Origin of the sequence: Mesorhizobium sp. M1A.T.Ca.IN.004.03.1.1 (genome assembly GCF_003997555.1) — a bacterium.
Lineage (GTDB): Bacteria > Pseudomonadota > Alphaproteobacteria > Rhizobiales > Rhizobiaceae > Mesorhizobium.
The window spans coordinates 1-258 of record NZ_RZTV01000592.1 but is presented as its reverse complement, the minus strand read 5'-3'; the positions used below and the strand labels follow the sequence as shown (position 1 = coordinate 258).

At 57.8% G+C, this 258-nt stretch carries 1 pseudogene; it reads right to left on the bottom strand.

The window, feature by feature from the left end:
• Positions 1–64: 64 nt before the first annotated feature.
• Positions 65–258 (bottom strand): annotated as a pseudogene (locus tag EOD29_RS37665) (branched-chain amino acid ABC transporter permease); the annotation flags it as partial.

The window sequence follows — 258 nt, the reverse complement described above, 5'->3', positions numbered from 1 at the left end:
GCTAGAACACCGCAAGGTATCTGAGCAGCGAGATAATGCCGATGATGATGACGATGACCTGCGCGATCTGCCTCGTGCGGCCGTCGAGCGGCAGGCGCTGGATGAGGTAAAGCACCAGGATCACCACAAGGAAGATGATCAGGATGCCGACGAGAAAGACGGCCAGCACGAAATAATACATGTTGGTCGAGCTGTTCAGATCGATGAAGCCGAAGAGGTGGCCGCGCGGCACCGACTGAATGCCGTCCTCGCCTTCGG